25 protein-coding genes are annotated in these 25,359 nt (G+C 67.9%); 6 read left to right on the forward strand and 19 right to left on the reverse strand.

Annotated elements, in window-relative coordinates:
- Positions 1-21: 21 nt before the first annotated feature.
- Positions 22-429, reverse strand: coding sequence for a metallopeptidase family protein (locus GR316_RS00100; protein WP_211784055.1), 408 nt, complete (start codon positions 427-429; stop codon positions 22-24).
- A gap of 101 nt (positions 430-530) precedes the next feature.
- On the opposite strand from GR316_RS00100, the gene glpD reads away from it, so the two are divergent.
- Together glpD and glpK are read left to right on the forward strand one after the other, a co-directional pair.
- Positions 531-2,066: a glycerol-3-phosphate dehydrogenase gene (glpD, locus tag GR316_RS00105; protein ID WP_211784056.1), complete on the forward strand. Its 1,536-nt coding sequence runs from the start codon at positions 531-533 to the stop codon at positions 2,064-2,066.
- Entirely contained in the window at positions 2,063-3,517 is a 1,455-nt protein-coding gene (gene glpK, locus GR316_RS00110) for a glycerol kinase GlpK (protein WP_211784057.1), read from the forward strand. Before glpD ends, glpK begins: the two co-directional genes overlap by 4 nt.
- Positions 3,518-3,547: 30 nt before the next feature.
- Here the strand turns inward: glpK and ychF are convergent, their stop codons facing one another.
- On the reverse strand, positions 3,548-4,645 hold the full coding sequence (gene ychF / locus GR316_RS00115) for a redox-regulated ATPase YchF (RefSeq protein WP_211784058.1): 1,098 nt from the start codon (positions 4,643-4,645) through the stop codon (positions 3,548-3,550).
- 130 nt (positions 4,646-4,775) lie between these two features.
- Here ychF and trpA point away from each other — a divergent pair, with 130 nt between their 5' ends.
- Complete coding sequence (gene trpA, locus GR316_RS00120; RefSeq protein WP_211784059.1) at positions 4,776-5,567, forward strand: tryptophan synthase subunit alpha; 792 nt, start codon at positions 4,776-4,778, stop codon at positions 5,565-5,567.
- 23 nt (positions 5,568-5,590) lie between these two features.
- Here trpA and GR316_RS00125 read toward each other — a convergent pair whose 3' ends face one another.
- The 14 genes from GR316_RS00125 to trpS all read right to left on the reverse strand — a co-directional run bounded on the left by GR316_RS00125 (position 5,591) and on the right by trpS (position 17,927).
- Positions 5,591-6,352 (reverse strand): TIGR02186 family protein, encoded by a 762-nt coding sequence (locus GR316_RS00125; protein ID WP_211784060.1) that lies wholly within the window; start codon positions 6,350-6,352, stop codon positions 5,591-5,593.
- Positions 6,349-7,269 carry a sulfite exporter TauE/SafE family protein gene (locus GR316_RS00130; protein WP_211784061.1) on the reverse strand — a complete coding sequence of 307 codons (921 nt, stop codon included), beginning with the start codon at positions 7,267-7,269 and terminating at the stop codon, positions 6,349-6,351. Before GR316_RS00130 ends, GR316_RS00125 begins: the two co-directional genes overlap by 4 nt.
- A 50-nt stretch (positions 7,270-7,319) precedes the next feature.
- The gene (locus GR316_RS00135) at positions 7,320-8,120 is read right to left on the reverse strand and encodes a purine-nucleoside phosphorylase (RefSeq protein ID WP_211784062.1); all 801 of its coding nucleotides are present in this window, start codon (positions 8,118-8,120) and stop codon (positions 7,320-7,322) included.
- 1 nt (position 8,121) lies between these two features.
- The gene (locus tag GR316_RS00140) at positions 8,122-9,072 is read right to left on the reverse strand and encodes an ABC transporter permease (RefSeq protein WP_211784063.1); all 951 of its coding nucleotides are present in this window, start codon (positions 9,070-9,072) and stop codon (positions 8,122-8,124) included.
- Entirely contained in the window at positions 9,072-10,151 is a 1,080-nt protein-coding gene (locus GR316_RS00145; RefSeq protein WP_211784064.1) for an ABC transporter permease, read from the reverse strand. Before GR316_RS00145 ends, GR316_RS00140 begins: the two co-directional genes overlap by 1 nt.
- Positions 10,151-11,680: an ABC transporter ATP-binding protein gene (locus GR316_RS00150; RefSeq protein ID WP_211784065.1), complete on the reverse strand. Its 1,530-nt coding sequence runs from the start codon at positions 11,678-11,680 to the stop codon at positions 10,151-10,153. The genes GR316_RS00145 and GR316_RS00150 overlap by 1 nt, the downstream gene beginning before the upstream one ends.
- Complete coding sequence (locus GR316_RS00155) at positions 11,680-12,669, reverse strand: BMP family lipoprotein (RefSeq protein ID WP_211784066.1); 990 nt, start codon at positions 12,667-12,669, stop codon at positions 11,680-11,682. Before GR316_RS00155 ends, GR316_RS00150 begins: the two co-directional genes overlap by 1 nt.
- 43 nt (positions 12,670-12,712) lie before the next feature.
- A complete protein-coding gene (locus GR316_RS00160) occupies positions 12,713-13,102 on the reverse strand; it encodes a GNAT family N-acetyltransferase (RefSeq protein WP_211784067.1) in 390 nt (129 codons plus the stop codon).
- On the reverse strand, positions 13,092-13,670 hold the full coding sequence (tsaB, locus tag GR316_RS00165) for a tRNA (adenosine(37)-N6)-threonylcarbamoyltransferase complex dimerization subunit type 1 TsaB (protein WP_211784068.1): 579 nt from the start codon (positions 13,668-13,670) through the stop codon (positions 13,092-13,094). Before tsaB ends, GR316_RS00160 begins: the two co-directional genes overlap by 11 nt.
- Entirely contained in the window at positions 13,660-14,217 is a 558-nt protein-coding gene (locus GR316_RS00170; protein ID WP_211784069.1) for a NifU family protein, read from the reverse strand. Before GR316_RS00170 ends, tsaB begins: the two co-directional genes overlap by 11 nt.
- Positions 14,218-14,298: 81 nt before the next feature.
- The gene (locus GR316_RS00175; protein ID WP_211784070.1) at positions 14,299-14,754 is read right to left on the reverse strand and encodes a universal stress protein; all 456 of its coding nucleotides are present in this window, start codon (positions 14,752-14,754) and stop codon (positions 14,299-14,301) included.
- Between the two features lie 53 nt (positions 14,755-14,807).
- Positions 14,808-15,668: a branched-chain amino acid aminotransferase gene (locus tag GR316_RS00180; protein WP_211784071.1), complete on the reverse strand. Its 861-nt coding sequence runs from the start codon at positions 15,666-15,668 to the stop codon at positions 14,808-14,810.
- 169 nt (positions 15,669-15,837) lie between these two features.
- Positions 15,838-16,884, reverse strand: coding sequence for a hypothetical protein (locus tag GR316_RS00185; RefSeq protein WP_211784072.1), 1,047 nt, complete (start codon positions 16,882-16,884; stop codon positions 15,838-15,840).
- On the reverse strand, positions 16,884-17,927 hold the full coding sequence (gene trpS / locus GR316_RS00190) for a tryptophan--tRNA ligase (protein ID WP_211784073.1): 1,044 nt from the start codon (positions 17,925-17,927) through the stop codon (positions 16,884-16,886). The genes GR316_RS00185 and trpS overlap by 1 nt, the downstream gene beginning before the upstream one ends.
- A gap of 73 nt (positions 17,928-18,000) precedes the next feature.
- Here trpS and GR316_RS00195 point away from each other — a divergent pair, with 73 nt between their 5' ends.
- Positions 18,001-18,678 carry a rhomboid family intramembrane serine protease gene (locus tag GR316_RS00195; RefSeq protein ID WP_211784074.1) on the forward strand — a complete coding sequence of 226 codons (678 nt, stop codon included), beginning with the start codon at positions 18,001-18,003 and terminating at the stop codon, positions 18,676-18,678.
- Here the strand turns inward: GR316_RS00195 and murJ are convergent.
- From murJ to GR316_RS00210, 3 genes are read right to left on the reverse strand one after another with little or no spacing between them, the layout of a single operon-like run.
- Positions 18,669-20,213, reverse strand: coding sequence for a murein biosynthesis integral membrane protein MurJ (gene murJ, locus GR316_RS00200; protein ID WP_211784075.1), 1,545 nt, complete (start codon positions 20,211-20,213; stop codon positions 18,669-18,671). The genes GR316_RS00195 and murJ overlap by 10 nt on opposite strands.
- Entirely contained in the window at positions 20,210-22,969 is a 2,760-nt protein-coding gene (locus tag GR316_RS00205) for a [protein-PII] uridylyltransferase (RefSeq protein WP_390625166.1), read from the reverse strand. The genes murJ and GR316_RS00205 overlap by 4 nt, the downstream gene beginning before the upstream one ends.
- Entirely contained in the window at positions 22,929-24,098 is a 1,170-nt protein-coding gene (locus tag GR316_RS00210; protein ID WP_211784076.1) for a penicillin-binding protein activator, read from the reverse strand. Before GR316_RS00210 ends, GR316_RS00205 begins: the two co-directional genes overlap by 41 nt.
- A gap of 87 nt (positions 24,099-24,185) precedes the next feature.
- Here GR316_RS00210 and rsmI point away from each other — a divergent pair, with 87 nt between their 5' ends.
- Positions 24,186-25,019 carry a 16S rRNA (cytidine(1402)-2'-O)-methyltransferase gene (gene rsmI, locus GR316_RS00215; RefSeq protein WP_211784077.1) on the forward strand — a complete coding sequence of 278 codons (834 nt, stop codon included), beginning with the start codon at positions 24,186-24,188 and terminating at the stop codon, positions 25,017-25,019.
- Complete coding sequence (locus GR316_RS00220; RefSeq protein WP_211784078.1) at positions 25,016-25,339, forward strand: YraN family protein; 324 nt, start codon at positions 25,016-25,018, stop codon at positions 25,337-25,339. The genes rsmI and GR316_RS00220 overlap by 4 nt, the downstream gene beginning before the upstream one ends.
- The last annotated feature ends 20 nt before the right edge of the window (positions 25,340-25,359 follow it).

Raw genomic sequence — 25,359 nt, forward strand, 5'->3', positions numbered from 1 at the left:
TGTTCGGGGCAGAAGGATAGCTCATTCCCACCACGGGTCTATGGCGGCGATGTCATCATCGGACCAGCCGAAGTGATGGGCCAGTTCGTGAACCGTCACATGGGTCACCAATTCGCGCAGCGTGACGTTGCCGCGGTCGATCCATTCGTCCAGAATCGGGCGGCGGAACAGGCGGATCACATCCGGCCCATGCGGCTGATCCATCACCGATTTCTGCGTCAGCGGCACCCCATCGTAAACGCCGGTCAGATCATAGGGGCTGTCGATCTCCATCTCGTCCAGCAGCGCGTCCGAGGGCCAATCCTCCACCAAAAGCAGCACCGCGCGGGCGGCGGCCTGCCATGGCGGGGGCAGGGCGTCGATCGCCTCATGGGCCATCATCTCGATCTGGCCAAGGTCGGGTGCGGTGTCGGACGGGGCATCGGTCATGATCCTGCATGTGGCATCCGGGCGGCGAAAATCCAACGCTTCGCGCCGCTTGTCGCGCCAGATGGCTTCGTCTAGGTTTCGCGGGGCAGTGAGGATACGGCATGGACGCGGTAGACATTTTCATCATCGGTGGCGGCGTCAACGGCACGGGCATCGCCCGTGACGCGGCGGGCAGGGGGCTCAGCGTCGTGCTTGCCGAACAGGGGGATCTGGCGCAGGCCACGTCCTCGGCTTCGACCAAGCTGTTCCATGGCGGGCTGCGGTATCTGGAGTATTTCGAGTTCCATCTGGTGCGCGAGGCGCTGCGCGAGCGGGAGACGCTGCTGGTCGCCATGCCGCATATCAGCTGGCCCATGCGCTTCGTGCTGCCCTATTCCCCCGAGATGCGGTTCGAGGGGGCGACGCCCACCTCCAAGCTCTTGTCCACGGTGATGCCGTGGATGAAGGGGCGGCGCCCGGCATGGCTGATCCGGCTGGGCCTGTTCCTCTATGACAATCTGGGCGGGCGGAAGATCCTGCCGGGCACGCGCAAGGTCGATCTGGCCGCCGATGCGGCGGGGGCGCCGCTTCAGGACCGGTTCGCCTTCGCCTACGAATATTCCGATTGCTGGGTGGAGGATGCGCGCCTCGTCTCGCTGAACGCCCGCGATGCGGGGATTCGCGGCGCGACGATCCTGACGCGGACCAAGGTGATCGAGGCCCGGCGCGAGGGCGATCTGTGGCGCGTCGAGACGGAGGCCGGGACATGGCATGCCCGCGCGCTCGTCAATGCCGGCGGGCCGTGGGTGGAACGCGTGGTCAAGGACACCGCGCATGTGGCCACGAAGGAAGGCATCCGTCTGGTGCGGGGCAGCCATATCGTGGTGCCGAAGCTCTACGATCACGACCGGGCCTATTTCTTCCAGGGGGAGGATGGGCGCATCATCTTCGCCATCCCCTACGAGACCGATTTCACCCTGATCGGCACCACCGATCAGGATCACAAGGGCGATCCCGCCCATCCCGTCTGCACGCCCGAAGAGCAGGATTACCTCTGCGCCTTCGCCTCGGGGTATTTCAAGGTGCCGGTCACGCGCGATCAGGTCGTTTGGACCTATTCGGGGGTTCGCCCGCTCTATGACGACGGGGCGAGCGCGGCGCAGTCGGCGACGCGCGAATACGTGTTGAGCCTCGACAGCGACGGCCCGCCGATCCTGAGCGTGTTCGGCGGCAAGATCACCACCTATCGCCGTCTGGCGGAGAACGCGCTGGCCAAGCTTGCGCCCTTCTTCCCCAAGGCCGGGGGGGAATGGACGGCGCGCGCGCCGCTGCCCGGCGGGGATTTCCCGCACGATCAGGTGGCCGCCCTGCGCGAACGTCTGCGGGCCGAGCATCCCTTCCTGACGCCCGCTTGGGCCGCGCGGCTGATCCGGGCCTATGGCACGGATGCATGGCCGCTTCTGGATGGGGCGCGGGATGCCGCCGCCCTCGGGCAGGATTTCGGTGCGACGCTGACGGAAGCGGAGGTCCGTTGGCTGATGCGGCATGAACATGCCCGCAGCGCAGAGGATGTCGTCTGGCGCCGGTCCAAGCTGGGACTGCGCCTGACGGAGGAGGAGGTAGCGGCGCTGGACCGCTTCATGAAAGGGACGGAATGACCATTCTTGCGATTGATCAGGGCACCACGTCGACCCGCGCCATCGTCTTCGACGAAAGCCTGCGCCCCCTGACCACCGCCCAGTGCGAGTTCAAGCAGCATTTCCCCCGCTCCGGCTGGGTGGAGCATGACGCGCGGGAAATCTGGGCCACGGTGGAGCAGACGGTCACCAAGGCCGCGGCCGATCACCGCATTCAGGCCATCGGCATCACCAACCAGCGCGAGACGGTGGTCCTGTGGGACCGCAAGACCGGGGAGCCGCTGCACAATGCCATCGTCTGGCAGGACCGCCGCACCGCCCGCTTTTGCGAAGAACTGCATGCCGGCGGCCACGAGGCGCGGATCACCGAGGCGACGGGCCTTCTGATCGATCCCTATTTCTCGGCGACGAAGCTGAAATGGCTCTTGGACGAGGTGCCGGACGCCCGCGCCCGCGCCGAGCGAGGGGAACTCGCCTTCGGCACCATCGACAGCTTCCTCATCTGGAAGCTGACGGGCGGCGCGCATGTGACGGATGCGACCAATGCCTGCCGTACGATGCTCTACAACATCGGCACGCAGGGCTGGGATGCGGAGATCTGCGCCCTTCTGGACATCCCGATGACGCTGCTGCCCGAGGTGCTCGACAACGCGGCGGAGTTCGGCACGACCGGGATCCTCGGCTATGACGTGCCGATCCTCGGCGTGGCGGGGGATCAGCAGGCGGCGACGATCGGGCAGGCCTGCTTCCGTCCGGGGATGCTGAAATCCACCTATGGCACCGGCTGCTTCGCGCTTTTGAACACCGGCGCGGAACGCTGCGCCAGCAGCCACCGGCTGCTGACCACCATCGCCTACCGTCTGGACGGCGAGGTGACCTATGCGCTCGAAGGGTCGATCTTCGTGGCGGGCGCCGTGGTGCAATGGCTGCGCGATTCGCTCGGCATCATTCAGGACGCGGCCGAAACGCAGGCGCTGGCCGAACAGGCCGACCCGAATCAGGAAATCGTCCTCGTGCCCGCCTTCACCGGCCTTGGCGCGCCGTGGTGGCAGCCCGATACGCGCGGCGCGATGTTCGGGCTGACGCGCGGCACCGGCCCGGCGGAATTCGCGCGGGCGGCCTTGGAAAGCGTCGGCTATCAGACGCGCGATCTGTTGCAGGCGATGCGCGCCGATTGGTCGGGCAGCGCCGATGTGCTGCGCGTCGATGGCGGCATGGCGCGGTCGGATTGGGCGATGCAATTCCTCGCCGACATCCTCGGCGCACAGGTGGACCGTCCGCAGGTGACGGAAACGACCGCCCTCGGCGCGGCATGGCTGGCCGGCATGAAGGCTGGCCTGTGCGGCGGGATGGAGGATTTCGCCCAAAGCTGGGATCTGGAGCGGCGCTTCGATCCGCGGATGGAAGAAGCCGAGCGCGACCGCCGCTATGCGCTGTGGACGCGCGCCGTCAAGGCGACGGTCGGGGTCTGAAACAGGGCGGGGGCGCGAACGCCCCCGGCTTCAACCGTTGAAGAGGAAGTGCAGGACGTCGCCGTCCTTCACCTCATAGGTCTTGCCCTCGACGCGGAACTTGCCCGCCTCCTTGGCACCGGCCTCGCCCTTGCCGGCGACATAGTCGGCATAGGCCACGGTTTCGGCGCGGATGAAGCCCTTCTCGAAATCGCCATGGATCACACCGGCGGCCTGCGGGGCCAGCATCCCCTTGTGGATGGTCCAGGCGCGGGCCTCTTTCGGGCCGACGGTGAAATAGGTCTGAAGGCCCAGAAGCTCGTAGCCCGCGCGGATCAACCGGTCGAGGCCCGCTTCCTCGAGGCCCATCTCCGACAGGAACATCGCCGATTCCTCGGCGTCGAGTTGGCTGATCTCTTCTTCGATGCGGGCGGAGATGACGACTGTGCCCGCCCCCTGACGCGCCGCCATCTCGGCCACGCGGGCGGATTCGCCATTGCCCTCGGCCGCAGCCGATTCCTCGACGTTGCAGACATAGAGGACGGGCTTGGCCGTCAGCAGTTGCAACATCCGCCATGCCTTCTGATCGTCCTCGGACACGGCGATGGTGCGGGCGGGGCGGCCTTCGTTCAGCGCGGTCTGGGCAAGGCGCAGCAGGCGGTCCTGATCGGCGGCCTCCTTGTCGCCGCCCTTCAGCTTGCGCGAGAGGTTGGCCAAGCGACGCTCGATCGAATCCATATCGGCGAGCATCAGCTCCGTCTCGATCGTCTCGGCATCGGCGACGGGGTCGATCCGGCCTTCGACATGGGTGATGTCCCCATCCTCGAAGCAGCGCAGCACATGGGCGATGGCGTCGCATTCGCGGATATTGGCAAGGAACTGGTTGCCCAGACCCTCACCGCGCGATGCCCCGCGCACGAGGCCCGCGATATCGACGAAGGTCATCCGCGCCGGGATCACCTGCTTGGAGCCGGCGATCTCCGCCAGCGTGTCCAGCCGCGCATCCGGCACCGCCACCTCGCCGACATTCGGCTCGATCGTGCAGAAGGGAAAGTTCGCCGCCTGCGCCGCCGCCGTGCGGGTCAGCGCGTTGAAGAGGGTCGACTTGCCCACGTTCGGCAAGCCCACGATACCCATGCGAAAGCCCATCATCATCCCCTGTGCAAGCTGCCGCCCCCAGATAGGCCGCAACGCCCGCGCACGCAAGCCGGTTGCCGCGCGGGGGGAGTTGCGCCGCTGCGGCATCTCTCCTACGAAGAGGCAAGCAGGAGAAAGCGCCATGACCCGGATCGATGCCAAATTCGCCGCCCTCAAGTCCGAGGGCAAGAAGGCCTTCGTCGCCTATCTGATGGCGGGCGATCCGGATGCCGACACGACGCTGGCGGTGATGCGCGGCATGCCCGGCGCGGGCGTCGACATCATCGAACTGGGCATGCCCTTCACCGATCCGATGGCCGATGGCTCCACCATTCAGACGGCGGGGCAGCGCGCGCTCGAAGGTGGGCAGACGCTGGACCGCACGCTCGACATCGCGCGGCGCTTCCGCGAGGGCGACGACAGCACGCCGATCGTGCTGATGGGCTATTACAACCCGATCTATTCGCGCGGCGTGGACCGTTTCCTTCAACAGGCGATCGAGGCCGGGATCGACGGGTTGATCGTCGTGGACCTGCCGCCCGAAGAGGATGACGAGCTGTGCCTTCCGGCGCAGGCCGCGGGGCTGAACTTCATCCGGCTGGCGACGCCGACCACCGATGCCGCGCGCCTGCCGCGCGTGCTGCAGAACACCTCGGGCTTCGTCTATTACGTCTCCATCACCGGGATCACGGGGGCGGCCGCGCCGCAGGCCGTCGATGTCGCCCCGGAGGTGGAACGGATCAAGGCCTCCACCGATCTGCCGGTGATCGTCGGCTTCGGCATCACCACCGCCGAAGCGGCAGAGGACATCGCCGCCATCGCCGATGGCTGCGTCGTCGGTTCGGCGATCGTGAAGCTGGTGGGGGAGGGGCGGCCCGTGGATGAGATTCTGGCCCGCGTGGCCGATCTTGCCGGCGGCGCGCACCGCGCCTGACGGCACGAAGCCTTGGCCTGCGCCTAGCGGCGCAGGATCTGGAACAGCGCCGAGGCGCCCCAGCCCGCCAGCACCGCCATCGCCAGCGACAGCAGCCCATAGAGCAACGACTGCTCGCGCGAGAGGGTGTAGAGGAACCGCTCCAGCCCGGCCTTCTGCACGCCAATGTCGCGTTCCAGCACATCCAGCACCTGCCCGCCGCGCGTCAGGAAGATGCGCACGCGGTACTGCCCTTCCGTCAGGTCGGCCGGAAGCGCGATGTCGGTGCGGAACAGCGTCTGTTGATCCAGCCGGACATCGCCTTCGTTGATGCGGTAGCGGCCGGACGCCTCGCGGATGCGGACCAGCGCATCGACAAAGCTGTCGGGGTCGTCCGTCTCGGCGCTGATCCCGACGGAGCGGATCGCCGCCGGGATGGTGATGCGATAGCGCAGATCGTCGGTCCGGCTCAGGATGTCGTCCAAGGGGCCGGTGGTGGCGACGGCGTAGAAGCTCGGCGCGCTCGTCACCCGGACCGAAGCCGAGTTGATCCAGATCCCGAGGTTCCGGTCCTTGCGGCGCACCACGACGGGGGTGTGCGGCCCCTCCACGGCGACGATGACATCCAGCGGCTCATCCTCGGGCGGGGGGGCGTCGCGGCGGACGGCACCATAGACGAGGATCTCCGAGCCGACGTAATTCGTGGTGATGGACACCGAATATTGCGACAGGCCCAGAACGATCCGTTCGTCCTGCGCCCCGGCGGGCAAGGCGAACAGCAGGAGGGCGACGAGGAGGCGGATCATTCCACAGCCTCCGGCGTCAGGGTGAACCGCTCCGGCGGGGTGAAGACGAGGTCGGTGCCGACCTTCACGCTGACCAGCAGCACGAGGATCGCAAGCAGGATGCGCAGCTGTTCGGCCCGCAGCTTCACGCCGACCCGCGCCCCGATCTGCGCCCCGACCACGCTGCCGACGATCAGCAGCAGCGCCAGCATGATGTCCACGGTGCCGCTGGTCATCGCGTGCAGCAGCGTGGTGAAGCCCGACACGAGGATGATCTGAAACAGCGAGGTGCCGATCACCACCTTCGTCGGCATGCCGAGCAGGTAAATCATCGCCGGCACCATGATGAACCCGCCGCCGACGCCCATGATGGCCGACATGAAGCCGACCCCGGCCCCGATCAGCAGCGGCGGTATGACCGAGATATAAAGCCCGGAGGCGCGGAACTTCATCTTCCACGGCAGGCGGTGCACCCATGTATGGGTATGCGCCCGCCGGACCGGCGCCCCGCTGCGCCGCGCCTGCAAGAGCGCGCCGAGGCTCTCGCGGAACATCAGCGCGCCGATCACCCCAAGGAACAGCACATAGGACAGCTGCACGAAGAGATCGACCTGACCGAGCGAGGACAGGATCGCGAAGACCCAGATCCCAAGTGCCGAGCCGACAAGCCCGCCCGCCTGCAGCACCGCCCCCATTCGGAAATCGACCGCCTTGCGCTTCAGCTGCGCCAGCACCCCCGACACCGACGAAGCGACGACCTGATTGGCGCCCGTCGCCACCGCCACCGCCGGCGGGATGCCGATGAAGAACAGCAGCGGCGTGATCAGGAACCCGCCCCCCACACCGAACATGCCCGACATGAACCCGACGATTCCCCCCAGCCCCAGAAGCACGAGGCCGTTGACGGAGATTTCGGCGATGGGAAGGTAGATCTGCATGTCGAGGCCCGGCGCAAAGGGGGAGGGGACTGATCAGGGGGCAGGGAACCTCATCGCAGCGTGCGCAGGGCCTCGCGCAGGATACGCTCCAGCTTGGCGGCGCCCTTGGGGGCCATCGCCTTGGTATGCTCGTGGCTCAGCGCCTCGTCGGACAGGCCCGCGCCCATGTTGGTGATGGTGGACACGGCGGCCACCCGCAGGCCGAGGAACCGCGCAAGGATGATCTCCGGCACGGTGGACATGCCGACGGCATCCGCGCCCAGAACCTTGGCGGCGCGAATCTCGGCCGGGGTTTCGAAGCTGGGGCCGGAGAACCACGCATAGACGCCCTCGGCCAGCGGCTCGCTCACGGCGGCGGCGGCGGCCTTCAGCCGGTCGCGCAGGCCCGTGTCATGGGCATCGCCCATGGGCACGAAGCGGGCATCGGACACCTCGCCGATCAGTGGGTTGAGGCCGGTGAACGCGATATGGTCCGACAGCAGCATCAGATCGCCCGGCGGAATGTCCGCCCGAAGCGAGCCTGCGGCATTGGTCAGGATCAGATGCTCGGCCCCGAGGGCGCGCAGCACCTCCAGCGGCAGGCGCATCGCGGCGGCATTGCCGCTTTCGTAGTAATGGGCGCGCCCGGCAAAGACCGCGACGCGCACGCCTTCCAGATCGCCGATCACCAGCTTCGGCTGGTGCCCCGACACGCCGGCATGGGGAAAGCCGCCCAGATCGGCATAGGGGATGGCGACCCCATTCACCGCATCGGCCAGATGGCCGAGGCCCGAACCGAGCACGAGGCCCAGTTGCACCGGGGCATGACCCGCCTGATCGCGGATATAGGCGGCGATGGTTTCGGCGGTCATCTCAACGTTCCTTCACATAGGGTTCGCCCCCGGCGCGGGGCGGAATGGCCTTGCCGACGAAGCCCGCCAGCACCAGCACGGTCAGCACATAGGGCAGGGCCTCCAGCGCGGCGACGGGAATCGGCACGACATCGGGGCGCAGCGCGATCGCTTGGAAGAACCCGAACAGAAGCGTCGCCCAGAGCGCACCCCAAGGACGCCATTTGGCGAAGATCAGCGCCGCGAGCGCGATATAGCCGCGGCCCGCCGTCATCTCGCGGCCGAAGCCCGCCTGAAGCGCCGTCGCCAGATAGGTGCCCGCGATGCCGCACAGCACCCCCGCGATCAGCACGGCGGCAAAGCGCAGCCGCGTGACCGACACGCCCGCCGTATCCACCGCGGCGGGGTTTTCGCCCACGGCGCGCAGGCGCAGGCCAAAGCGGGTGCGCAGCAGCACCCACCATGTCGCCGGCACCGCCAGCACCGCCAGATAGACCAGCAGCGAATGCCCCGAGATCACATCGGCATAGAGCGGCCCGATCACCGGCACCTCGCGCACGGCATCGGCGAAGGGCAGCGTCACTTCGTTGAAACGTCCGCTGCTGGACAATGCGGGCGTGCGCCCCCCCTGACTGAAGGCAGCTTGCGCCACCAGCACCGTCATCCCCGAGGCGAGAAAGTTCAGCGCCACGCCCGAGATCAGCTGATTCCCCCGGAAGGTGATGGAGGCGATGCCATGCAGCACCGCCCAGACCAGCGCCGCCCCGATGCCCGCCGCAAGCCCGGCCCAAGCCGACCCCGTGATATAGGCGACCGCCCCCGAGGCGAAGGCCGCGACCAGCATCTTGCCCTCGAGGCCGATGTCGAACACGCCCGCGCGTTCGGACCACAGGCCCGCAAGGCAGGCCAGAAGCAGCGGCACCGCAAGGCGGATCGTGCTGTCGAGGATCTGCAGAAGCGTTGCGTAATCCATCACGCCACCTTTCGCGGGGCGAAGACCAGCCCCAGCATCATGCGCACCATATGGTCCAGCGCGCCCGTGAACAGGATCACGAGGCCTTGCACCACGACCCGCAGGTCGATCGGGATCTGCGTCCACAGCCCAAGCTCGGCCCCACCCTGATAGAGGAAGCCGAACAGAAGCGCCGACAGCACCACCCCGAACGGATGGTTGCGCCCCATCAGCGCCACCGCGATCCCGATGAATCCCGCCCCTTCGGAGGAGTTCTGCAGAAGGCGCCCGCTTTCCCCCATGACGTTGTTGATCGACATCATCCCCGCCAGCGCGCCCGACAGCGCCATGGCGATCATCACCGTGCGCACGGGGCGGATGCCGGCATAGCGGGCGGCGGCCTCGGATTTGCCGAAGGCGCGGATCTCATAGCCGAGGGGGGTGCGCCAGAGCAGCGCCCAGACCCCGACGCAAGCGATCAGCGCAAGGAAGAGCGAGATGTTGGCCGGTACCGCATCGGAAAAGATGAGGTTCAGCCCCGGAATGTCCGACAGCGCCGGAATGCCGACGGCAAAGCGCGCGGTGGCGGGTTCGGCCTGTCCCGGCGGGCGCAGCACATCCACCAGCATCCACACGATCAGCGCATAGGCGATGTAGTTGAACATGATGGTCGTGATGACGATATGGCTGCCGCGCCGCGCCTGAAGCCAGCCCGGAATCGCGGCCCAGACCGCCCCGAACGCCGCCGAGGCGACGATCGCGGCCAGCAGCGCCACCGTCCAATGCGGCCACGGAATATAGAGCAGCACCAGCGCGATGCCGAGGCCGCCGAGCTGGGCCTGCCCCTCGCCGCCGATGTTGAAGAGGCCGGCATGGAAGGCCATCGTCACCGCAAGCCCGGTGAAGATGAAGCTGGTGGTGTAATAGAGCGTATAGCCCCAGCCATAGGCGGAACCGAGGGCGCCCGTGACCATCGTCACGATCGCCTCCCACGGGTCCTGCCCGATGGCGAGGATGACGGCCGTCGCGCAGATGGCCGCCAGCAGCAAAGAGATCAGCGGCACCAGAACCACGTCGGCCCAGCGGGGAATTTGTCGCATCAGGCCTCCATCCCGGCCATCAGAAGGCCGAGGTCGCGTTCGGTGGTGGTGGCGGCGTCGCGCTCGCCCATGATGCGGCCGTCGAACATGACGGCCACGCGGTCGGACAGGGACATCACCTCGTCCAACTCGACCGAGACGAGGAGGATGGCCTTGCCCTGATCGCGCAGCGCGACGATCTGCTTATGAATGAATTCGATCGCGCCGATATCGACGCCCCGGGTCGGCTGACCGATCAGAAGAAGGTCGGGATTCCGCTCGATCTCTCGGGCGACGATGATCTTCTGCTGGTTCCCGCCCGAGAAATGCTTGATCGCAAGGGTCGGCAGCGGCGGGCGCACGTCGAACCGGGCCATCTTGGCGGCGGTGTCGGCCTTCAGCGCGGCATTGTCCGTCAGCGGGCCGGAGCGGTAATCCTCGTCGCGGTGATAGCCAAAGGCCACGTTCTCCCACGCCGCGAAATCCATGATGCAGCCCAGATGCTGCCGATCCTCGGGGATATGGGCGACGCCCGCATGGCGGCGGTCCTGCCCGTCCTCGCGGCCCGACAGGTCCAGTTCCCGCCCGTTCAGGCGGACCGAGCCAGTGGCCGTCGCGATGCCGCCCAGCACCTCCAGAAGTTCGGATTGCCCGTTCCCGGCCACGCCCGCGATGCCGAGGATCTCGCCCCGGCGGATGGAGAGGGAGACGCCCTTCAGCCGTTCCACCCCGTCGCGCGACACGCGCAGATCGCGCACGTCCAGCACGACCTCGCCGGGCTGTGCGGGCTGTTTGTCCACGCGCAGCAGCACCTTGCGGCCAACCATCAACTCGGCCAGCTCGGGCGGGGAGGTGTCCTTCGTGCGGACCGTGGCCACCATCTCGCCGCGCCGCATCACCGACACTTCGTCGGTGATGTCCATGATCTCGCGCAGCTTGTGGGTGATCAGGATCACCGTCTTGCCCTGCTCGCGCAGGCCCCGAAGGATGCGGAACAGGTGATCGGCCTCGGGCGGGGTCAGAACGCCCGTCGGCTCGTCGAGGATCAGGATGTCGGCCTGACGGTACAGGGCCTTCAGGATCTCCACCCGCTGCTGGTGCCCGACGGACAGATCCTCGATCCGGGCGTCGGGATCGACCTCCAGCCCGTAATCGGCCGAAAGACGGGCCAGTTCGCGCCGCGCCTTGGCGAGCGAGGGTTGCAGGCGGCGCCCGTCTTCGGCGCCCAGAATGACGTTTTCCAGAACCGTGAAGTTCTGCACCAGTTTGAAATGCTGGAACACCATGCCGATGCCGGCACGGATGGCCGCCTGGCTGTCGGGGATGGGCGTATCACGCCCACCCACCAGAATCTGGCCCGAATCCGCACGGTAGAAGCCGTAGAGAATCGACATGAGCGTCGATTTCCCGGCCCCGTTCTCGCCGATGATGCCGTGGATCGAGCCGCGGGCGACACGGATGTGGATATCCTTGTTCGCCTGCACTGGCCCGAAAGCCTTGGAAATGCCGCGCAGTTCGATCGCGGCTTCGCTATCCGGGCCGTGACGCATCAGAAGCCGGCGATCGGGCAGCTGTCGTCGGTCATGTAGTCATGAACCGAAATCTCGCCTGCGATGATCTTCTGCGTGGCCTCCTCGACGGCGGCGGACATCTCCGGCGTCACGAGGTCGGCGTTGTTTTCGTCCATGGCAACGGACACGCCCTGATCGGCCAGACCCAGCACCACCGTGCCCGGCTCGATCGCCTCGCCTTGCGTGAAGGCGTCATAGACGGCGACATCCACGCGCTTGACCATGGAGGTCAGGACCTGCCCCGGATGCAGCGCGTTTTGGTTGCTGTCCACGCCGATCGCCAGCACGCCCTCGTCGGCGGCCGCTTGCAGGATGCCGATGCCCGTGCCGCCCGCCCCGTGATAGATCACGTCGGCGCCGCGGCCGATCTGGGCACGCGCCAACTCGCCGCCGCGGACCGGATCGTTCCATGCCGCGGGGGTGGAGCCGGTCCAGCTGACCAGAACCGTTGCATCGGGTTTCGTCGCCTCGACGCCTTGGGCGAAGCCGCAGCCGAATTTGCGGATCAGCGGAATGTCCATGCCGCCGATGAAGCCGACGGTGTCGGTCTTGGAGGCCATCGCCGCCATGATCCCGGCAAGGTAGGACCCTTGCTCTTCGGAGAAGACGACCGAGCGGACGTTCGGCTCATCGACTTCGGAATCGATGATGACGAACTTGGTGTCCGGGTAATCCGGCGCGACCTGCGTCAGCACGTCGGCAAAGGAGAAGCCCGTCATGACGATCGGGTTCGACCCCGATTGCGCCAGCCGACGCAGCGCCTGTTCGCGTTGCGCTTCGGATTGCATCTCAATCTCGCGGTAGGAGCCGCCGGTGTCCTTCTTCCAACGGTCGGCGCCCATATAAGCGGCTTCGTTGAAGGATTTGTCGAATTTCCCGCCAAGATCGAAGATCAGCGCCGGGTCGGCCATGGCCGTGCCGGCAGTAAGGGCGAGCGCGGTTGCGCCCAGCAAGGTCTTGAGTGTCAAGGGGGGTCCTCCATGTTGTTTGCCCGCCAGTATAAACGCCTTCCTAGAGAGGGCAACGCATCACGATAGCGTCGTCCGAGCCATAGTAGCGGGGTCGCACGCCCACGGATCGGAAGCCGTGACGCTCATAGAGGCGGATTGCCTGAAAATTAGTCGCAGCCACTTCCAGAAAGGCCGTCTCCGCCTGATTCCGGGCCGTGTTCAGGAAGTCGTGAACGAGCCGCGTCGCGACTCCTTGGCGGCGCGCATCGGGGTGGGTGGCGAGGGTCAGAAGCTCCGCCTCCCCGGCAAGGGCGCGCCCGATCAGAAAGCCCTGCGACTCGGCCAGAAGGAAACCGCCCGCGCCCTCGGCCGAGGCGCGCAGATCGGCCGCGGACCACGGGGCCGGGCAAATGAAGGAGGCGGCATGGATCGCCGCAAGCTCATCCCACATCCAGCATCACCGGCGGCGGATCCGACGGGGGGGCCGCATCGGCGCCGCGCAGATAGAACGGCGCGGGCCGCCCCGAGGGGTCGCGCAGGGACGCGACGCGGGCGATGGCTTCGGCGATGGGGAACACAGCCGGATGCTGCGGGCCGGGGGGGATATCCTCGGCAAGGCGGGCGGGCGTGTCCGGGCCGAAGGTCTGGACATAGAAGGCACCGCGGCGGGCATCCTCGGCCACGACCAGCGGGCGGGGAAGGCCATGGGCACGCGCCTCCAGCGTGGTGACGCCGATCGCGGGAATGCCAAGCCCCATCGACAGCCCGCGCGCCGCCGCCACCGCGATGCGCACGCCGGTGAAATTGCCCGGACCGGTTCCGACGGCCAGCGCGGTCAGATCGCCCCAGCCATGCCCCCCCGCGGCCAGAACCTCCTCCAGCAGGGGAATCAGGCGTTCGGCCTGACCTTTGGCCATCGGCTCCTCGGCCATGGCCAGAAGGGTGTCGCCCCGCAGCAAAGCGGCCGCGCAATGCGCGGCCGATGTGTCGAAGCCAAGGATCAGGGCATCAGGCGGCAACCGGACGAACCTCCAGCACCTCGGGGATGTAGTGGCGCAGCAGGTTCTCGATCCCCATCTTCAGCGTCAGCGTGGAGGAGGGGCAGCCCGCGCAGGCACCCTGCATATGCAGATAGACGATGCCGCGATCGAAGCCGTGGAACGTGATGTCGCCGCCATCCTGCGCCACTGCGGGGCGCACGCGCGTATCCAGCAACTCCTTGATCTGGGCCACGATGTCGCCATCCTCGCCGGTATGCTCGGCATGGGCGGCGGCGCGTTCGCCGCGGATCACCGGCTCGCCGGATTGGTAATGCTCCATGATGGCGCCAAGGACGGCGGGCTTCACATGGTCCCATTCGCGGCCTTCGATCTTCGTGACGGTCACGAAGTCATGGCCGAAGAACACGCCGGCCACGCCGCCCACGGCGAAGATGCGCCGGGCAAGGGGCGAGGTGGTGGTGGAATCCTCGGTCGGGAAATCGGCGGTGCCGACATCCAGCACCTGCTGGCCCGGCAGGAATTTCAGCGTGGCGGGGTTCGGGGTCGGTTCGGTCTGGATGAACATGGGGCAGCCTCCAAGGTTGCCCCCGATATGCGCCCGAAGCCCGGTGCTGTCAAGTTTTGGAACGATTCCAGATCGGGGCGATCAGGTGATCGCCTCCAGCCGTTCCTTGGTCATGTCGCCGGGCACGATGGTGACGGGGATGGGCAGGGTGCCCGCATTGCGCGTCATCTGCGTGACGAGGGGGCCGGGGCTTCCCTTCTCCACGCCCGCGCCGAGCACGAGGATGCCGATCCGCGTATCCTCGGCCACCAGCTTCAGGATCTCGTCGCCGGCATTGCCCTCGCGCACGACGAGTTCGGGGTCCACGCCCTGCCGGTCGCGCATCCATTTGGCGAACACCTCGTAATGGGCTTCGATGCGTTCGCGCGCCTCGGCGCGCATCACATCGGCCACGCCCATGAAATGCTGCATATCCTCCTGCGGGATGGTGGCCAGAATGACCACGCCGCCGCCGGTGTGCCGGGCGCGGAACGCGGCATAGCGCATGGCGTTCAGACATTCGCGGCTGTCGTCAAGGACGACCAGAAACTTGCGCATGGTTGTATCCCCCTTGGCCGATGATGGGCACCCGACGTGCAAATGCAAGCCGATCAGCGCGAATGCGCGAAATCGAGGTACAGCTCGCGCACCTTCCGCGTCACCGGGCCATGGGCGTATTCGGTGTCGTCGAAGCGGGTGACGGCCTGCACCTTGGCGAAGTTGCCCGACAGGAACACCTCGTCGGCGGCATGCACATCCTCGAAGGTCAGCACGGTCTCGTGCACCTCCACCCCTTCGGCGCGCAGGTTGGCGATGTGGCGGGTGCGGGTGATGCCCGACAGGAAGGTGCCGTTGGGGATGGGCGTGAACACCGCGCCGTCCTTCACCACGAAGACGTTGGCCGTCGCGGTTTCGGCGACATTGCCCATCGCATCGGCGACCAGCGCATTGCTGAACCCCTTGCGCCGCGCCTCCACCAGCATCCGCGCGTTGTTGGGATAGAGCGCGCCGGCCTTGGCGTTGCAGACCGAATCCTCCAGCACGGGGCGGCGGAAGCGGGTGCGGGTCAGCGTGGTGGCCCGGTCGGCCGGCGGCATGGGCACTGCCTCGAGGCAGATGGCGAAGGCGGTGGAATCCTCGGCCGGGGCGACGCCCACATCCGATCCGTCCACGGCCCAGTACATCGGGCGGATATAGACCGCCTCGTCCGTGCCATAGGGGGTGAGCCCGTCGCGGATGATCGCCACCATCTCCGCCGGATCGACGGTGGGGGTGATCATCAGCGCCTCGGCCGAGCGGTTCAGGCGCGCGCAGTGCAGATCCAGATCCGGGGCCACACCGTCGAACAGCCGCGCGCCGTCGAACACGTTGGACCCTTGCCACAGGCCGTGATCGGCGGCCTTCATGACCGGGATGTCGCCCTCGTGCCACGCCCCGTCGAACCATGTGCGGATATGGGTGCCGAATGCCATGATCGCCCTCCTTGCTGCCGGGTGGTTAGACCACCGGCGGGGCAAAGGGGCAAGGGGGCGCCTCCGGGCGTGTCTGGGGGACAGGGGATGCCCGGAGACGCAGGTCACGGGGGAAATGCATCGCGACCTCGATCTTCCTGCACCGATTCGGACACGCTTTGATGACGGATCAGCGCGCAAGCCGCCGAAGCAGGCGCAGTGCGGCGGTATGCCCCAGATGCGCCGCCATGCCCATCAGCGCCGCCGCGATGCCCCACAGACCGGCGGCAAGCCCGATCGCGATGTTCGACAGCCGCGCCGTCGCCCGCAGGAACCGTGCCTTGCCCAGCACCTCCATCCGGCCGACCGTGCGCGGGCCAAGCGCCTCGGCGGCGTTCGCGATGCGCCGCGCATCGTCCGGGCCGTCGATATGGCGCAGAAGGGCCAGCGTCTCCACCGTGGGCAGCGCGCCTTCGAGGCGGTTGACCTCGCGCACCGTCTCCGTCAGCGGGCCAAGCGTTCCGGGACGCACCGCCCGGCGCAGATCGCCCGTCCGGCGCAGCGCGGACCAGTCCAGCCCCTCGCGCGCCGCCCGCTGCAGCATCGCCGTCATCGGGGGGGAGAGAAGGCGCATGCCGCGCGCGGTCTTCACCGCTGCCGCCCCGGCCTTCAGCGTCAGGCTGGTGCCGCCGCTGGCCAGCACGAGGGCCGTCGCACCGAGGCCCACCGCCGACAGCGCGACCGTCACCGGATCGACCTCCTCCCCCGCGGCGTAATGCATCCCTTCGCGCGCGAGGTCCTTCACATCGCCGATCCCGGTCAGCATCGGCGCTTGGCACAAGAGTTCCGCCGAAAGGCGGCATTGGGCGATGTCCCATGCGCAGGCCGCGCAAGTGCTGGCACGGGCGGCGATGCTGAAATCGGCGTCGCGGGCGGCCTCGACCGCCGCCATGTCGTAGGGAAGGCCGCGTTCGCGCGCCACATCCGTCACCGCGTCGATCGCGACCCAGTTGCGCGGCTCTTCGGCCAGAAGGGCGGTCAGGCGTTCGGCGATGCGGGCCGGGGTGGCGGCGGCGGCCATCTCGCGGTCCATGGCGGCGGCGATGGCGGCGGTGGCCCGATCCGCAAAGGGCCGCAGCGCGGGATCGCGCGCGATGCGGATCATCGAGGCCGCCGCCAGCACCAGCGACAGCGCCAGCAGTGCCGTCAGCCCCGCCCGCGCCGCGCGCCGCAGCATCAGACCTGACGCGACCGGATCATCCCGACGATGTCCTGCACATCGCTCAGGATCGGGGCGGCGATGGCATCCGCCCGTTCGGCCCCGCGGCCAAGGATCGCGTCGATCTCGTCGGGTTCGGCCAGCAGGCGGTTCATCTCGGCGGTGATCGGGCCGATGGTGGCGACCGCGAGATCGGCCAGCGCCGGTTTGAAGGTGCCGAACTGCGCCCCGGCATGTTCCGCCACCACCTGTTCCGGGCTCATCCCGGCCAAGGCGGCATAGATGTTCACGAGGTTGCGCGCATCGGGCCGCTCCGCCAGCCCCTCGATCGAGGAGGGCAGGGGTTCGGCATCGGTCTTGGCCTTGCGGATCTTCTTGGCGATGGTGTCGGCATCGTCGGTCAGGTTGATGCGGCTCTGATCCGAGGGGTCGGATTTCGACATCTTCTTCGTGCCGTCGCGCAGGGACATCACGCGCGTCGCCGGCCCTTCGATCAGCGGCTGCGGCATGGGGAAGAAGTCCACGCCGTAATCGTGGTTGAACTTGGCCGCGATGTCGCGCGTCAACTCGATATGCTGCTTCTGATCCTCGCCCACCGGCACATGCGTCGCTTTGAAGGCGAGGATGTCGGCCGCCATCAGCGATGGATAGGCCAGCAGCCCCAGCGACGAATTTTCGCTGTTGGCACCGGCCTTGTCCTTGAACTGGGTCATCCGGTACATCCAGCCGATCCGCGCGACGCAGTTCAGGATCCACCCCAATTCGGCATGGGCGCGCACTTGGCTCTGATTATAGAGGATGGAGCGTTTCGGATCGATCCCCGAGGCGATGTAGGCGGCGGCCACTTCGCGCGTCTGGCGGCGCAGCGTCGCCGGGTCCTGCCAGACGGTGATGGCATGCAGGTCCACGACGCAATACAGCGTCTCGATCCCTTCGTCCTGCTTTTGCGCAAACCGTTTCAGCGCACCGAGATAGTTGCCCAGCGTGAGGCTCCCCGAGGGTTGGATACCCGAGAAGATGCGCGTCGGGAAAGCCTGAGGCGTTTGGACCGGCTCGGCCATGATGTGAACTCCGTCTGGATTGTGTCAGGCCTTTGGCTTATCGCTTGGGCCCGACACAAGGCAAGGGAAAGCGATGCAGAACGAAGGTCCGATCAATCCGCTGCCATGGGTGGTGTGGCTGCTGGCCCTACCGGTGATCGCGCTCGAACTCGTCTTTGCGCTGGGCCAATCGGGGCTGGCGGGGGATCCGGCCTCGGTCGGCTGGCGGCTGGAGGCGCTGCAACGCTTCGCCTATTCGCCGCCGCTGTTCCGCGCCATGTGGGCGATGGGGGAATGGCCCCCGGCGCAGGTGATGCGCATCTTCCTCTATCCCTTCGTGCAGGGATCGGTCACGCAGGCGGTGTTCGGCACGGTGTTTCTGCTGGCGCTGGGCAAGATGGTGGCCGAGGCGTTCCGCCCTTGGGCCGTTCTGGTGGTGTTCTTCGGCGCGGGCATCGTGGGTGCGCTGGCCTTCACGGCCTTTCCGCCCGGCAATGCGCTGCCGCTCTTTGGGGCCTATCCGCCGGTCTATGGGCTGATCGGGGCCTTCACCTTCCTGCTGTGGACGCGGCTGGCGGGGTCGGGCACGCAGTACCGGGCGTTTTCGCTGATCGGGCTGCTGATGGGGGTGCAACTGCTGTTCGCGGCGCTGTTCGGCGGTGGTTTCGAATGGGTGGCGGACCTTGCGGGCTTCGCCACCGGCTTTCTTCTGTCCTTCGTGGTCAGCCCCGGCGGCCTTGCGCAGATCCGGGCGCGCCTGCGTCAGCGCTGACGGCGCAGGGCGGTCCGCAGATCGGCCGGGCGCACCGCGCCAAGCGCGAAGGCCGCCCCGAAATAGCTGACGATGCCCGCCCCGACCAGCAGCGCCAGCGCGCCATAGCGCAGCCCGGCGCTGCCGAGCGGCCCGGCCAGCGCCTGCGCCGCCAGCCACAGCACCACCCCCATCAGCGCGGATGCCAGCGCGATGCGGGGCAGGCGCGCCCGCAGCCGCGCATCCGGGCGCACCGCATCGCCCATGCGCCGGGCGCCCCACCACAGCTGCGCGAACATCACCCAGCCCGAGACGGTCGTCGCCAGCGCCGCCGCCAGAAAGCCCATCACCGGCATCAGCCCCACCGCGAATGCAAGGTTCACCACCATCGACCAAACGGCATAGCGGAAGGGGCTGCGCGTGTCCTCGCGCGCGTAATACAGCGGCTGGAACAGCTTGTGCAGCACGAAGGCCGGCAGCCCCGCGCCATAGGCCGCCAGAACCAGCGCCGTGTTCCGCGTATCCACGGCGTCGAAGGCCCCGCGCTGGTACAAGACCTGCACCAGCGGCAGCGCCACGATCACCAGCGCCACCGCCGCCGGAAGCGTCAGCAGCGCGGCGAATTCGATCCCGCGGTTGAAGCTGGCGCGCCCCCCCTCGTGATCGCCGGCGCGCAGGCGGCGCGACAGTTCGGGCAGCAGCACCGTCCCGATCGCGATCCCCACGACGCCGAGCGGAAGCTGATAGAGCCGGTCGGCATAGGACAGCCACCCGACCGCGCCTTCGGTATGGCTCGCGACCTGCCGCCCCACCAAGAGGTTCACCTGCACGACGCCCCCCGCCAGCACCGCAGGCCCCGCAATCATCAGAAGGCGGCGCAGATCGGGCGTCAGCCGCGGACGGCCGGGGCGGAAGCTGTAGCCTGCCCGCCGCGCCGCCCACCATGTGAAGGCGAATTGCGCCACCCCCGTCACCGGCACCGTCCATGCCAGCGTCTGGCCCATGTCCCAGCCCATCCGGTCCGCCAGCAGCATCGCAAGGATGAAGACGACATTCATCATCACCGGCACGATCGTCGCCTCGGTGAAGCGTCCATGGGTGTTCAGCACCCCCGACATCAGCGCCACGAGCGAGATGAAGAGGATATAGACGAAGCCGATCCGCCCATATTCCACCGCAAGGCCGAACCGCTCATCCCCGACGAAGCCCGAGGCCATCAGCCAGACCAGCCCCGGCATCGCCAGCGTGCCGATCAGCGTGATGAGGATCAGCACCGATCCCAGCCCGTTGAAGGCGTCGCGGGCGAATCCCTTGGGGTCCTCGTCGCCCTCCACCTTCTTGGCGAACATCGGCACGAAGGCCATGTTGAACGCCCCTTCGGCAAAGAAGCGGCGGAACATGTTGGGAAGCGAGAAGGCCACGAGGAACGCCTCGGCGACCGGGCCGGCCCCGAGATAGGCCGCCATCATCACATCGCGCACGAACCCGGCCAGCCGCGATCCGAACGTCCATCCGCCGACCGTCAGAAAGCCGCGAACGAGGCCGCCACGCCTCACCGGCCGGCCCTCGCCGCGCCTTCGGTGATGGCGCGGCGCAGCTTGGCCTCGAGGCTTTCACGGCGGGAGGGGGTGTGCAGCTTCAGCCCGAACATGTCTTTCACATAGAAGGTATCGACGACCTGCGCCCCATAGGTCGCGATCTGGGCCGATGCAATGTAGATGTTGTCGGCCGCCAGCGTCCGCGTCAGGTCGTAGAGCAGGCCCGGACGGTCGCGCGTGTCCACCTCGATGATGGTGTAGATCTCCGATCCTTCGTTGTCGAAGACGACATGGGTGGGGAAGCGGAAGGCGCTGTCGCGTTTGCGCACCTTGTCGCGGTCGGCCAGCGCCTCGCGGGCGACGACCTCGCCGCGCAGGATGCGTTCGATCATCTGGCGCAGGCGGGGCAGGCGGGCCACCTCGTAGGGCTGGCCCTCGGCGTCCTGTATCCAGAACACGGCAGTCGCGAAGCCGTCCTTGGTGGTGTAGGTGCGCGCATCGACGACGTTCGCCCCCACCAGCGCGAGCGCCCCCGCAAGCCGCGAAAAGATGCCCGGATGGTCCGCCAAGGCAAAGCTGGCCCGCGTCGCCGCCCGGTCGGGTTCGGCATCGAGGTCGATGCGGATCTCGTCATCGCCAAGGCCGCGCAGCAGCCGCGCCAGCACGACATGCGCCACCGGCGGCAGCCCCTGCCAATAGGGCGCGTAATGCCGGTTCATTTCGGCCCGCAGATCGCGGTTGTCCCAATCGGCCAGCGCCTCGCGCAGGGCGCGCCTCGCCTCGCCGCCGCGGGTTTCGCGGTTCAAAAGCTCCATCCCGCCGGCCAGCACCGTTTCCGTATCGCGGTAGAGCTGGCGCATCAGCTGCGCTTTCCAATTGTTCCATGTGCCGGGACCGACGCCGATGATGTCGCAGACCGTCAGGATCGTCAGCAGATCCAGCCTGCGGCGCGAGCGGACGGCCTTGGCGAAATCGCGCACCGTGCGGGGGTCGGCGATGTCGCGCTTCTGGGCGACATCGGACATCAGGAGGTGATGGCGCACCAGCCATTCGACGATCTCCGCCTCGTCGGGTTGCAGGCCGAGGCGCGGGGCCACGCGGCGGGCGATCTGCGCGCCGATGATGGAATGTTCCTCGGGGCGGCCCTTGCCGATATCGTGCAGCAGAAGCGCGATGTAGAGGATGCGGCGATCCGCCCCCTGCAGCAGTTCGGTCGAGAGGGGAAGTTCGTCCGTCAGCTCCCCTCGCTCCATCCGGGCGAGGGTGGAGATGCATTGGATCGTATGTTCATCCACCGTGTAGTGGTGATAGACGTTGAACTGCATCATGGCGACGATGCGGCCGAATTCCGGCATGAAGGCGCCCAGCACCCCCACCTCGTTCATGCGGCGCAGCGCCCGTTCGGGGTTGCCGTGCTTCAGCAGCAGATCGAGGAAGATGCGGTTCGCCTCGCGGTCGTGGATCATCCCGTCATCGATCAGATGCAGGTTCGCCGCCACCAGGCGCGCGGAATCGGGGTGCATCATATAGCCGGTGCGCAGCGTCTCTTCGAAGATGCGCAGAAGGTTCAGCTTGTCGGACAGGAAGGCCTGCGGGTCCGGGATCTCGATCCGGCCATGGTTCAGCCGGTATTCCGGGCGGAGCGAGCGGCGGCGGCGGATGAAGCCCAGAAGGTCCGGCTCGCCCTTGGCGTGGCGGGCCTCCAGCTCGGCGAGGAAGATCGAGGTCAGCTCGCCCACGCGGGTCGCCTGACGGAAGTAATCCTGCATGAAACGTTCGACGCCGCGGCGGCCGGGCCGATCCTCGTATCCCATGCGGGCGGCCACCTCCACCTGCATGTCGAAGGTCAGTTGATCGGCGGCGCGGTTGGCCGCGTAATGCAGATGCACCCGCACGGCCCAGAGGAAATCCTCGGCGGCGCGGAAGAGGTTGTATTCCTCGCGGGTGAAGAGATCGGCCGCCACCAGCCCCTCGGCACGGGGCACGCGGTGCAGGTATTTGCCGATCCAGTACAGCGTCTGAAGATCGCGCAGCCCGCCCTTGCCCTCCTTCACGTTGGGTTCGAGGACATAGCGCTGCCCGCCCTGCCGTTTGTGCCGGCCCGCGCGTTCGGCCAGCTTGGCCTCGATGAATTCGGGGCCGGAGCGGCGGAAGAGTTCGGTCCAAAGGCGTTCGGGCAGTTCGGCGGCAAGGGCCGCATCCCCGGTCAGGAAACGCTGCTCCAGCAGGGCGGTGCGGATGGTGATATCCTCGCGCGCCATGTAGATGCAGTCGCGCACCGTGCGCGTCGCATGGCCGACCTTCAGCTTCAGATCCCACAGGATATAGAGCGTCGCCTCCACCGCCGCATCGGCGCTTCCGCGCGGCGGGGTCAGGAACAGAAGGTCCACGTCGGAAAAGGGGGCCATCTCCGCCCGGCCATAGCCGCCGACGGCGATCAGCGCCACGGGCGGCGCGCCCGTCAGATGCGCCGCCAGCCGGAAGGCCGTCACCACGATCGCGTCCATCATCCGGGCCTGCCCGTTGATCAGCGCGCGCGAGGCGAGGGGGTGAAGCGCGAAGGCCTCTTTGAGGCGGGCTTCGGATGCGGCGCGCGCCTCGGTCAGGAGGCGCACGGCGATGGTGCGGGTTTCGCGTGGGTCGGGGTCCGGCCCGGCTTCGTCGAGGATGGTGCGAAGCAGCGCCTCCGGATCGGGGAAGGCGCTGTCATCGAGGACGAAATCCTGCGGGCGGTCAGAAGCCGAAGCCACCGAAACTGCGGGGTGCGGGGTCAATCACGTTCACCTGGTTGTTGGAGATCTGCGCAACCGCAAGCCCCCGTTCGTTCGTGCCGTTCGCCAGCAGACGGAACACACCGCCCGTTCCGGCAAAGCCCGAGCTGCGCGTCAGCGTCTGCGTCGTGATCGGGCTGCCGCGCTTGGCCAGCGCGCCGATGGCCGCGATCCCGTCATAGGCCAGACCCGCGATCGGGTGCGGCGCCATGCCGTAGGCGCCTTGATAGCGCTGGACGAACTGGCCGTAAACACTCGGATCGGGCAGGGCGAACCAGCCGCCCTGCACACCGGGCAGCGACGCGGTGCGCGTCGGCACGTCCCAACGCGTCAGCCCGATGAAGCGGACCATCTCCGGCGTCAGCCCGTTGTCGCGCAGCGTCTGGGTGATCGTAGGCAGCGCGCCGGCGGTGTCGGCGGTCAGGAAGACGGCGTTGGCGTTGCGGTCCTTCACGCTCTGGGCGATGGCCGGCCCGCGGGTGCTGACCCCGTTCTGCGAGAAGGGATACCCTTCGGAGGCCAGAACCTGCCCCCCCGCACGCTGCACCGCGCCCGCGATGGCGTCGCGCCCGGTTTCGCCCGCCGAGTTCTGATCGTAGGCGATCACCACGCGGCCGGCATTGTTGCGCACGGCATATTGCGCCAGCCGGTCGGCCGTATTCTCGAAGGTCTGGCCAAGGACGAAGACGTTGCCGCCCGCGATCGCCGTGTTGTTGGAGAAGGCGAGCACATCCACCCCCGCCGAGGCGACGGCCTGACCGACGGCATTGGCCTCTTGGGCGAAGACCGGACCGAGGATCACATCTGCGCCATCCTCGACGGCCTGCCGCGCCTGCGACACCGCGCGGTCGGGACTGCCCGCCGTGGGATAGACCTGCAGCGCGATGGTGCCCGCACCGAGATCGGCCATCGCAAGGCGCGCGGCGTTCTCGAGGCTCTTGGCCAATTCCTCTTGGCTGGCTTGCCCGGACCCGGCCGGCACCAGCAGCGCCACCTGCACCACCTGCCCGCGCGAGGCGCCGGGGGCGGCGCCGGTATTGGCGACGGGCTCGCAGGCGGCCAGCGCCAGCGCCGACAGCGCCACCACGGCCCCGCCCAGCGCCTTGCGGGCGCGACTCAAAACGGTCAACATCCTGGTATTCCTCATCCCTAAGCGCAATTTTGCGTGAGAGCGTAGGGCGGAGGGCCTGAGAAGGCAAATCATTGGAAGGATATCATCATGGCGCTGGCACCGGGCCTGCATTTCGTGGCCACGCCCATCGGGGCCGCGCGGGACATCACGCTGCGGGCGCTGGACATCCTGCGCGACGCCGATGTCCTTGCCGCCGAGGACACGCGCACCCTGCGTCACTTGATGGAAATCCACGGGATCGCGCTGAACGGTCGCCCGCTGGTGGCCTATCACGACCATAATGGCGACGCGGCCGGACCGCGCCTGATCCGCGCGCTGGAGGAGGGGCGGACCGTCGCCTATGCCTCCGAAGCGGGCACGCCGCTCGTATCCGATCCGGGGTTCGAACTGGGGCGCGCGGCGATTGCGGCGGGGCTGCCGGTGCTGACGGCGCCCGGCCCCTCGGCGGTGCTGGCGGCGCTGACGGTGTCGGGGCTGCCGTCGGATCGGTTCCTGTTCGCGGGCTTTCTGCCCAGCACCACCGCCGCGCGCCAAAAGGCGCTGCGCGAGGTGGCGGGAGTGCAGGCGACGCTGATCTTCTACGAATCGCCCAAGCGGCTGGCGGCCTCGCTGCGCGACATGGCCGAGGTGATGGGCCCGCGCGCCGCCGTCATCTGCCGCGAGCTGACCAAACGTTTCGAGGAAACGGTGCGCGGCCCGCTGCCCGAACTGGCCGCCGCCTATGCCGACCAAACGGTGAAGGGGGAGATCGTGGTCCTGATCGACCGGGCCGCCCCGCAGGCCGCGACCGAGGCCGATGTCGAAGCCGCCCTGCGCACGGCCCTGCAAAGCGCCAGCGTCAAGGATGCCGCCGCCGATGTGGCCGCCCGCCTCAATCTGCCGAAGCGCGACGTGTATCAGATGGCCCTGCGCCTGACATGAGCGCGGTCAACCACCTGTCCGGCCTTGCCGCCGAGGACGCGGTGATCCGCCATTACGCCCTGCCGGTGGCGGCGCGGCGCTGGCGCGGTCCGGGAGGGGAGATCGACCTCATCCTGCGCGAGGGCGCGGCCGTGATCTTCGTCGAGGTGAAGGCCGGTCGCCGCGCCGCCCGCGCGCCGGATGCCCGCCAGATCGCCCGCATCCGCGCCTCGGCTGCGGCATGGCTGGGCGACGAACCGCTGGGCCAGCGCACGGTCTGCCGCTTCGATGTCGTGCTGGTGGAGGCGGGGCGGGTGGAGATCATTGCCAATATCCTCTGACTGCGCCACTGATAGCCCCA

The sequence above is a fragment of the Falsirhodobacter algicola genome, from assembly GCF_018279165.1.
Lineage (GTDB): Bacteria > Pseudomonadota > Alphaproteobacteria > Rhodobacterales > Rhodobacteraceae > Falsirhodobacter > Falsirhodobacter algicola.

Coding starts and splice junctions, on each gene's coding strand:
- GR316_RS00100 (WP_211784055.1), bottom strand. CDS start 429: ATGACCGATGCCCCGTCCGACACCGCACCCGACCTTGGCCAGATCGAG.
- glpD (WP_211784056.1), top strand. CDS start 531: ATGGACGCGGTAGACATTTTCATCATCGGTGGCGGCGTCAACGGCACG.
- glpK (WP_211784057.1), top strand. CDS start 2,063: ATGACCATTCTTGCGATTGATCAGGGCACCACGTCGACCCGCGCCATC.
- ychF (WP_211784058.1), bottom strand. CDS start 4,645: ATGGGCTTTCGCATGGGTATCGTGGGCTTGCCGAACGTGGGCAAGTCG.
- trpA (WP_211784059.1), top strand. CDS start 4,776: ATGACCCGGATCGATGCCAAATTCGCCGCCCTCAAGTCCGAGGGCAAG.
- GR316_RS00125 (WP_211784060.1), bottom strand. CDS start 6,352: ATGATCCGCCTCCTCGTCGCCCTCCTGCTGTTCGCCTTGCCCGCCGGG.
- GR316_RS00130 (WP_211784061.1), bottom strand. CDS start 7,269: ATGCAGATCTACCTTCCCATCGCCGAAATCTCCGTCAACGGCCTCGTG.
- GR316_RS00135 (WP_211784062.1), bottom strand. CDS start 8,120: ATGACCGCCGAAACCATCGCCGCCTATATCCGCGATCAGGCGGGTCAT.
- GR316_RS00140 (WP_211784063.1), bottom strand. CDS start 9,072: ATGGATTACGCAACGCTTCTGCAGATCCTCGACAGCACGATCCGCCTT.
- GR316_RS00145 (WP_211784064.1), bottom strand. CDS start 10,151: ATGCGACAAATTCCCCGCTGGGCCGACGTGGTTCTGGTGCCGCTGATC.
- GR316_RS00150 (WP_211784065.1), bottom strand. CDS start 11,680: ATGCGTCACGGCCCGGATAGCGAAGCCGCGATCGAACTGCGCGGCATT.
- GR316_RS00160 (WP_211784067.1), bottom strand. CDS start 13,102: ATGTGGGATGAGCTTGCGGCGATCCATGCCGCCTCCTTCATTTGCCCG.
- GR316_RS00170 (WP_211784069.1), bottom strand. CDS start 14,217: ATGTTCATCCAGACCGAACCGACCCCGAACCCCGCCACGCTGAAATTC.
- GR316_RS00175 (WP_211784070.1), bottom strand. CDS start 14,754: ATGCGCAAGTTTCTGGTCGTCCTTGACGACAGCCGCGAATGTCTGAAC.
- GR316_RS00180 (WP_211784071.1), bottom strand. CDS start 15,668: ATGGCATTCGGCACCCATATCCGCACATGGTTCGACGGGGCGTGGCAC.
- GR316_RS00185 (WP_211784072.1), bottom strand. CDS start 16,884: ATGCTGCGGCGCGCGGCGCGGGCGGGGCTGACGGCACTGCTGGCGCTG.
- trpS (WP_211784073.1), bottom strand. CDS start 17,927: ATGGCCGAGCCGGTCCAAACGCCTCAGGCTTTCCCGACGCGCATCTTC.
- GR316_RS00195 (WP_211784074.1), top strand. CDS start 18,001: ATGCAGAACGAAGGTCCGATCAATCCGCTGCCATGGGTGGTGTGGCTG.
- GR316_RS00210 (WP_211784076.1), bottom strand. CDS start 24,098: ATGTTGACCGTTTTGAGTCGCGCCCGCAAGGCGCTGGGCGGGGCCGTG.
- rsmI (WP_211784077.1), top strand. CDS start 24,186: ATGGCGCTGGCACCGGGCCTGCATTTCGTGGCCACGCCCATCGGGGCC.
- GR316_RS00220 (WP_211784078.1), top strand. CDS start 25,016: ATGAGCGCGGTCAACCACCTGTCCGGCCTTGCCGCCGAGGACGCGGTG.